This is a genomic window from Streptomyces sp. NPDC054794 (genome assembly GCF_053611585.1).
In genome coordinates this window covers 107,805-114,233 of record NZ_JBSHAQ010000031.1, presented here as the reverse complement: position 1 = coordinate 114,233, position 6,429 = coordinate 107,805, and the positions used below count along the sequence as shown (strand labels likewise).

Sequence of the window (6,429 nt, the reverse complement as noted above, 5' to 3'; positions counted from 1 at the left end):
GTGGTCGCCGGCCGGGTCCGGGACCCACGGCGGAACGTGCCGCGCGCCACCGTCTACGGCACCCTCGCCTGCGCCGTCATCTACATCCTGGGCACCCTCGCCGTCTTCGGCACCGTGTCGCACGCCGACCTCGGCTCCTCCACGGCGCCGTTCACCGACGCCGCCAACAACATCTTCGGCGGCACCTGGGCCGGTGACCTCGTCGCCGTCGCGGCCGTCGTCTCCGGCATCGGCGCCCTCAACGGCTGGACCATGTTGTGCGCCGAGATGCCGTACGCCGCCGCCCGCGACGGCCTCTTCCCGGCCGCCTTCGCCCGGCTGCGCGGATTGGGCGGGGTGCCCGCCTTCGGCATCGTCGCCTCGACCGTGCCGGCCTCGCTGATCACCGTGTTCAGCTAGCCCCCAAAGCCCTGTGGCCCGACCCCGCACTCGTCGCCGGCTGCCGCACCCTGGGCGCGCGCAGCGGGGCCCGCCTCACCCTCACCGAGGACGTCGAGACCGCCGTACGCGGCGCCGACTTCCTGCACACCGACGTGTGGGTCTCCATGGGCGAGCCCGCCGACACCTGGGCCGAGCGCATCGAACTGCTGCTCCCGTACCAGGTCAGTGACAAGACACTGGCGCTCACCGGCAACCCGGACGTCCGGTTCATGCACTGCCTGCCGTCCCTGCACGACCGGCGCACCCGCCTGGGCCAGGACCTCTTCGACACCTACGGCCTGGACGGTCTGGAGGTCACCGACGAGGTCTTCTCCTCGCCCGCGTCGATCGTCTTCGACCAGGCCGAGAACCGGCTGCACACCATCAAGGCCGTGCTCGTCGCCACCCTGGAGGCCTGACCCATGCGCATCGTCGCCGCCCTCGGCGGCAACGCCCTGCTGCACCGCGGCGAACGCCCCGACGCGGCCGTCCAGCAGGCCAACATCGACCGGGTGGCCACCGCCCTGGCCGCCCTCGCCCGCGACCACGACCTCGTCATCACGCACGGCAACGGCCCCCAGATCGGCCTCCTCGCCATGGAGAGCGCGGCCGACCCCGCCCTGAGCGCCCCCTACCCGCTGGACCTGCTCGGCGCGCAGACCCAGGGCATGATCGGCTCCCTGCTGGCCCGCACCCTGCACGACGCCCTGCCCGGCCGCCGGGTCGCCGCGCTCGTCACCCACACCCTCGTCCGCGCCGACGACCCGGCTCTCGCCCGGCCCACCAAGTTCGTCGGCCAGGTCTATCCCCGGGACGTGGCCCAGTCGCTGGCCCGCGAGCGCGGCTGGCACATCGCCCGGGACACCGGCGGCTGGCGGCGGGTGGTGCCCTCCCCGGTGCCGGAGCACGTCGTCGAGACCGACACCATCCAGGCGCTGCTCTCCGGCGGCACGCTGGTCGTGTGCGCCGGGGGCGGCGGCGTCCCCGTCACCGCCGACCGCGACACCGGGGCCCTGAGCGGCCTCGAAGCCGTCATCGACAAGGACCTCACCGCCGCCCTGCTCGCCGAGGACCTCAAGGCGGACTTCCTGCTCATCCTCACCGACGTGCCCCATGTGTACGAGGCCTTCGGCACCCCCGGGCAGCGCGCCCTGCTGGACGCCACGCCCGCCGACCTGCGCCGCGGACGCTTCCCCGAGGGCTCCATGGGGCCCAAGGCCGAGGCGGCGGCCCGGTTCGTCGAGCGCACCGGAGGCCTGGCCGCGATCGGCGCCCTGGACGCGGCGTACGAGATCGTCCACGGCAGGTCGGGCACGCTGATCCGCCCCGACCTGATGGGCGGCTGACCTCGGGCCGGAGTCAGTCGGGCCGGGTCCCGGTCCAGCGGCGGTAGGCGGCCACCGCCGTCGGCAGCGTCGGGAAGACGAGATCCGGTCCGACGGAGTCCGTGAGGCCGTACGCCGTCAGGTCGTCCAGCAGGTCCTGCTTGACCCGGGCGAGCGCGAACACGATGCCGCGGCCGGTGAGTTCGCGGCGCAGCTCGTCGACCGCGTCGAGGGCGGTGATGTCGACCTCCACATTGGCCTCGGCGTTCAGCACGAACCAGCGGACCGGTTCGGCCTGTTCGTCGACGGCGGCCAGGGCCCGGCGCCGGAAGTCCTCCGCGTTGGCGAAGAACAGCGGCGAGTCGTAGCGGTAGACCAGCAGCCCGGGGATCGTACGGGCCTGGGGGTAGTCGTCCACGTCGTGCATGCCCGCCACCCCGGGCACCAGCCCCTCGACCGCGTCGTGCGGGCGGGCCACCCGGGTCAGCAGCTCCGCCACCGACAGACCGACGGCCACCAGCACGCCGTACAGGATGCCGAGGACCAACACCCCGGCCAGGCAGCCCAGGGCGAGCAGGAGTTCGCGACGGCGGAAGGACGAGAGCCGGCAAAAGCCCGCGACGTCGATCATGCGGGCGGCGGCGTAGATCACGAGCGCGCCGAGGACGGCCGAGGGCGTACGGCTCATCAGCGGGCTGAGGAAGAGCAGGACGGCGAGCACCGCGGCGCCCGCGACCAGGGAGTACGCCTGGCTGCGCGCGCCCGCCGAGGAGGCGAGCGCGGTGCGGCTGGCGCTGCTGCTCACCGGGAACCCGTGCAGCAGACCCGCGCCGAGATTGGCCGTTCCGAGCGCGAGGAACTCCTGGTTGGCGCGGAGGGCGGGCCCCTCGTCCTCGTGCCCGGCGAACGCTCGCGCGGTGAGGATGAAGTCGGTGTAGCCGACGATGAGCACGCCCAGCGCGGGCAGGACCAGCCGGGGCAGTTCGCTCAGTTCCGGGACGGCGAGGTCGGGCAGCCCTGACGGGATCTCACCGATGACCTTGATGCCGTACCGCCCGTCCAGGTCGAACGCCACCACGGCGGCCGTGCCGAGGACCACGGCGAGCAGCGGTCCCGGCACGGCGGGGAGGTACCGGGCCACCACGAAGAGGAACACCAGCGCGACGGCGGACAGGACGACCGTGGCCGGATCGGCGTCGGACAGGTGCGTGACGAAGGACCACAGTTGCGGGAAGAACTCGGCGCCCGTCGTCTCGACGCCGGTGAGCTTGGGCAGCTGGTCCACCGCCATGATGAGGGCCACGCCCGCGAGATAGCCGATCAGCACCGGCCGGGACAGCAGGTCCGCGAGGAAGCCGAGCCGGACGGCCCACGACACCACGCACAGCAGGCCGACCGTGATCGCGAGGGCGGCCGCCAGCGAGGCGTACCGCCCGGGGTCGCCCGCCGCGAGCGGGGCGACCACGGTGGCGGTCATCAGGGCAGTGGTGGACTCGGGGCCCACCGACAGCAGCCGTGAGGAGCCGAACAGCGCGTACAGCCCGAGCGCCGGCAGGATCGCCCACAGCCCGGCGACCGGCGGCAGCCCGGCCACCCCGGCATACGCCATGACCTGCGGCACGAGGTACGCGGCCACCGTCACGCCGGCCAGCAGGTCGCCCCGCAGCCAGGAGCGGCGGTAGCCGAGCAGGACACCGAGCCCGGGCGCCAGGCGGTGCCACCCCGCGACGCGCTCGGCCGAACCCTGGGTCATGAGCCGCCTCTCTCCGTGCCTGACCTCATGATCCACCGAGGTACGGCGCCGTCGCCAGCCGTGCGGCGGGCATGGCGCCCGGCACATGGCCCCCGTGTCGCGGAGCGTCCAAGGGCCGGTCGGGCCCCTTCCGGGACCTGCGGCCCCTGCCCTCAACTCCGTTTACGCAAGAGGCTCGTAGCAGATCCCCGATGCAGCCCGACTCAGGAGGTTGGAGATCATGACCCGGACCGTCACGGTGGGCCTCGACGGCTCGCCCGAGAGCCGTGCCGCCGCAGAGTGGGCGGCCCGCGAGGCCGAGCTGCTCGGGCTGCCGCTGACGCTGCTGCACGTCTGGGAGCCGGTGCCGGAGCCCATGGCCCAGGCGCCGCTCCTCGGGGCCGAGACCCAGCAGCACTGGAGCGAGAGGATTCCGCGCGAGGCGGCCGAGGGACTCGCCCTGCGCCATCCCGGCCTCGACGTGAGGACCGAGCAGCGGCCCGGCCGCCCCGCCGACCTCCTGGCCGCCGCGGCCCGCGACACCGAACTGCTGGTCCTCGGCTCGCGCGGAGTGAGCGGCATCGGCGGGTTCCTCGTCGGCTCGGTCGGACTCGCGGTCGTCGCCCACGCCGAGCGGCCGGTCGTCCTGGTCCGCGCCGGCGAACAGGCCGCCGACGAGCACCTGATGGACCCGGCCGGGATCCCGTCCGCCGCGCCCCCCTTCCGGCCGGTCGTCCTCGGCCTCGACGCCGACTCCCCGAGCGCGGAGCTGATCGAGTTCGCGTTCACCGCGGCCGCCCGCCGGGGTACGGCCCTGCGCGTCGTCCACGGCTGGAACCCGCCGCCGTCCTACGCTTACGGCCTCTGCGTGGACCTCGAACTCCACGGGGCCCTGGCGCTGCGGGAGACCACCCTGGTGACCGAGGTGCTGCGCCCGTGGCGGCAGAAGTTCCCGGACGTCGAGGTCACCGAGGAGTCCCACTGCGGCACCCCCGCCGACCACCTCGTCGACGCCGCCCGCGAGGCCTCCCTGCTCGTCGTGGGCCGCCGGGTCCGCCGCGGTCCGCTCGGCCCCCGCGTCGGGCCCGTCACCCACGACGTCCTGCACCACTCCACCGCCCCGGTCGCGGTCGTCCCGCACGACTGAGCCCGCGCCGGCCCACCCCCTGAGGAGCAGCCACCATGACGAACCCTCCGGACCGCCCGCTGGTCGTCGGCGTCGACGGGTCCGAGCCCAGCCTGCGGGCCGTCGACTGGGCGGCCGACGAGGCCGCCCTGCGCGGCGTACCGCTGCGACTGGTGTACGCCTCGCTGTGGGAGCGGTACGAGGGCGTCGCCCTCGGCCAGGACCCGGGCAAGCCGTCCGAGCAGGTCCTGGCCGAGGACATCGTCGCGGCCGCCGCGCGGCGCGCCGAGCGCCGCCACGCCGACCTGAAGATCTCCACCGACGTCCTGCCCGAGGAACCGGAGTACGCGCTGGTGCGGGCCGGCCGCGACGCCGGTGCGCTGGTGCTGGGCAGCCGCGGGCGCGGCACCCTCGCCGAACTGCTGCTCGGCTCCGTCAGCCTGGCCGTGGCCGCCCACGCGGACTGCCCGGTGATCGTCCTGCGCGGCAGCCACGACAACCGGGCCGCACCGGCCACGCGCGGCCGCGTCGTCGTGGGCGTCGGCGACGAACCCGGCGGTTCCGCGGCGGCGGTGCGCTTCGCCGCGCGGGAGGCCGCACTGCGCGGGGTGCCGTTGGAAGCGGTACGGGCCTGGCGGTGCCCCGCGCACGAGAGCACCGATCATCCCCTGCTCGCCGGCGAGCCCGCCCGGTTGCACGAGCGGCGGGCCGCCGAGACCCTGGAAGCGGCCGTGCGCGAGGCGGCCGAGCGGTACCCGGACGTCGACCTGCGGCGGCGCATCGTCGAGGGCCAGGCCCGCCGGGCGCTGCTGGACGCCTCGCTCGACGCCGACCTGCTGGTCGTGGGTGCCCGGCGCGAGCCGGGGCACCACGGACTCCAGCTGGGACGGGTCACGCACGGCGTACTGCACCACTCCGCCTGTCCCGTCGCGGTCGTACCCCACCGGGTGTGAACGCGACGGCCGGCCGCTCAGAGGCTCGCCGCGTGATCGGGGACGTAGGTCTGCAGGTCTCGCGGCGGACGCTCGTAGCCGGTCGACTGCGGCCGCTCGGGCAGGGCGAGCACGTTCGGGGTCACCTCGTGGTACGGAACGGAGCCGAGCAGGTGGGCGATCATGTTCAGCCGGGCGCGGCGCTTGTCGTCGCTCTCGACGACGTACCAGGGCGCGTCGGAGACGTCGGTGTGCACCAGCATCTCGTCCTTGGCCCGCGAGTACGCCTCCCAGCGGGTGATCGACTCCAGGTCCATGGGCGACAGCTTCCAGCGCCGCACCGGATCGTCGAGGCGCCGCCGGAACCGCTCCTGCTGCTCGGTGTCGCTCACCGAGAACCAGTACTTGCGCAGCAGGATCCCGTCCTCCACCAGCATCCGCTCGAAGATCGGGCACTGGCGCAGGAAGCGCTGGTACTCCTGCTGCGTACAGAAGCCCATCACATGCTCGACGCCGGCCCGGTTGTACCAGGACCGGTCGAACAGCACCATCTCCCCGGCGGCCGGCAGGTGCTCCACATACCGCTGGAAGTACCACTGCGTGCGCTCGCGCTCGGTCGGCTTGGGCAGCGCCGCGACGCGTGCCACACGGGGATTGAGGAACTGGGTCACCCGCTTGATCGCGCCGCCCTTGCCCGCCGCGTCCCGCCCCTCGAAGACGACGACCAGCCGGGCGCCCTCCGCCCGCACCCACTCCTGCATCTTCACCAACTCGGTCTGCAGGCGCAGCAGTTCCTTCTCGTACACCTTCCGCGGCAGCTCCGCCGCCTGTTTGTCGGCCATGCCGCCTCCACCGCCCGATGACCTCTACGTCGACGACTTCCGGAGTCTCACC

General features: G+C 73.9%; 5 protein-coding genes and 2 pseudogenes. 5 read left to right on the top strand and 2 right to left on the bottom strand.

Annotation, left to right across the window (positions count from 1 at the left end):
- The 3 genes and pseudogenes from ACWGKT_RS29580 to ACWGKT_RS29570 all read left to right on the top strand — a co-directional run.
- Positions 1 to 396, top strand: a pseudogene (locus ACWGKT_RS29580) (amino acid permease); the annotation flags it as partial.
- Positions 396 to 839, top strand: a pseudogene (locus ACWGKT_RS29575) (ornithine carbamoyltransferase); the annotation flags it as partial. The pseudogenes ACWGKT_RS29580 and ACWGKT_RS29575, both read left to right, overlap by 1 nt.
- Positions 840 to 842: 3 nt before the next feature.
- Positions 843 to 1,766 carry a carbamate kinase gene (locus ACWGKT_RS29570; RefSeq protein WP_453276092.1) on the top strand — a complete coding sequence of 308 codons (924 nt, stop codon included), beginning with the start codon at positions 843 to 845 and terminating at the stop codon, positions 1,764 to 1,766.
- Between the two features lie 13 nt (positions 1,767 to 1,779).
- Here the strand turns inward: ACWGKT_RS29570 and ACWGKT_RS29565 are convergent, their stop codons facing one another.
- A complete protein-coding gene (locus ACWGKT_RS29565) occupies positions 1,780 to 3,498 on the bottom strand; it encodes a SulP family inorganic anion transporter (protein WP_453276091.1) in 1,719 nt (572 codons plus the stop codon).
- 220 nt (positions 3,499 to 3,718) lie between these two features.
- On the opposite strand from ACWGKT_RS29565, the gene ACWGKT_RS29560 reads away from it, so the two are divergent.
- Both ACWGKT_RS29560 and ACWGKT_RS29555 read left to right on the top strand, forming a co-directional pair.
- A complete protein-coding gene (locus tag ACWGKT_RS29560; protein ID WP_453276090.1) occupies positions 3,719 to 4,624 on the top strand; it encodes a universal stress protein in 906 nt (301 codons plus the stop codon).
- A 35-nt stretch (positions 4,625 to 4,659) separates the two neighbouring features.
- Entirely contained in the window at positions 4,660 to 5,556 is an 897-nt protein-coding gene (locus tag ACWGKT_RS29555) for a universal stress protein (protein ID WP_453276089.1), read from the top strand.
- 17 nt (positions 5,557 to 5,573) lie between these two features.
- Here ACWGKT_RS29555 and ppk2 read toward each other — a convergent pair whose 3' ends face one another.
- Complete coding sequence (gene ppk2 / locus ACWGKT_RS29550; RefSeq protein ID WP_356157475.1) at positions 5,574 to 6,377, bottom strand: polyphosphate kinase 2; 804 nt, start codon at positions 6,375 to 6,377, stop codon at positions 5,574 to 5,576.
- Positions 6,378 to 6,429: the final 52 nt, after the last annotated feature.

Bases quoted from the DNA above. Each gene is read 5' to 3' on its own strand.
- ACWGKT_RS29570 (WP_453276092.1), top strand. From the start codon at position 843: ATGCGCATCGTCGCCGCCCTCGGCGGCAACGCCCTGCTGCACCGCGGC.
- ACWGKT_RS29565 (WP_453276091.1), bottom strand. From the start codon at position 3,498: ATGACCCAGGGTTCGGCCGAGCGCGTCGCGGGGTGGCACCGCCTGGCG.
- ACWGKT_RS29560 (WP_453276090.1), top strand. From the start codon at position 3,719: ATGACCCGGACCGTCACGGTGGGCCTCGACGGCTCGCCCGAGAGCCGT.
- ACWGKT_RS29555 (WP_453276089.1), top strand. From the start codon at position 4,660: ATGACGAACCCTCCGGACCGCCCGCTGGTCGTCGGCGTCGACGGGTCC.
- ppk2 (WP_356157475.1), bottom strand. From the start codon at position 6,377: ATGGCCGACAAACAGGCGGCGGAGCTGCCGCGGAAGGTGTACGAGAAG.